We start from the raw sequence: 597 nt of genomic DNA, 5'->3' as shown, positions 1-597 counted from the left end.
GGCTATACCTTGGTGCGGCCGGGTTCCAGGTCAAGGTCTTCTTTCTGGCTTGCGTGGCCATTGCCGGCCTCTATGGCGCGGCAACGGTCGGGCGCAAGATCCTGTTCATCCAGACCGTGCCGGCGGTGATCGCCCTGATCGCGGTATTGCTCGGCTGGTAAAAAGGACGCCCGCGGGATCGCTCTCGAAGGCGCCAGGCGGTTCCTTCCTCTTGGACCGTTTCGGGCGCTATGGCCTCAGCCGTTCGGGTAATTGCCGCCGTCGGCGCCGTCGCCGATCATGAAGCCGCTGCCGGTGTCGATCATCAGCCGCTGGTCGACATTGTCGAGACGGCGCAGCAGATCATGGTATTGCGCGGCCGGTATCCTGCCGTGATCGGAGGCGGCGACTTTCTCTGCCGCCTGACTGATGTGGGCCGTGCGCATTTCCAGGCGTTCCGCCACAGCCGGGGTGATGTTGTTGGCCTGTCTTGCGTCCACGATGCCCTGCCGGACGCCCTGCACCTGTTGGATAAGCGCCTCGACACGCGGGCCAGTCATATCGGTTGGATCGGTCGCGTCGAGAGCGCCCTTGTGATGGCCCGCGGCATAGGCGCCG

The 597-nt window shown here is 64.8% G+C and carries 2 protein-coding genes; one reads left to right on the top strand and one right to left on the bottom strand.

Annotated features, from left to right (window positions below; genetic code table 11):
* On the top strand, positions 1 to 161 hold a 161-nt coding region (locus tag EN991_RS38905), incomplete at its 5' end, for a DUF1304 family protein (protein ID WP_127370669.1).
* A 75-nt stretch (positions 162 to 236) separates the two neighbouring features.
* Here the strand turns inward: EN991_RS38905 and EN991_RS38900 are convergent.
* On the bottom strand, positions 237 to 597 hold a 361-nt coding region (locus EN991_RS38900; RefSeq protein ID WP_127370668.1), incomplete at its 5' end, for a hypothetical protein.

This window comes from Mesorhizobium sp. M7A.F.Ca.US.005.03.2.1, assembly GCF_003997795.1.
Lineage (GTDB): Bacteria > Pseudomonadota > Alphaproteobacteria > Rhizobiales > Rhizobiaceae > Mesorhizobium > Mesorhizobium ciceri.
This window is presented reverse-complemented; position numbering and strand designations above follow the sequence as displayed.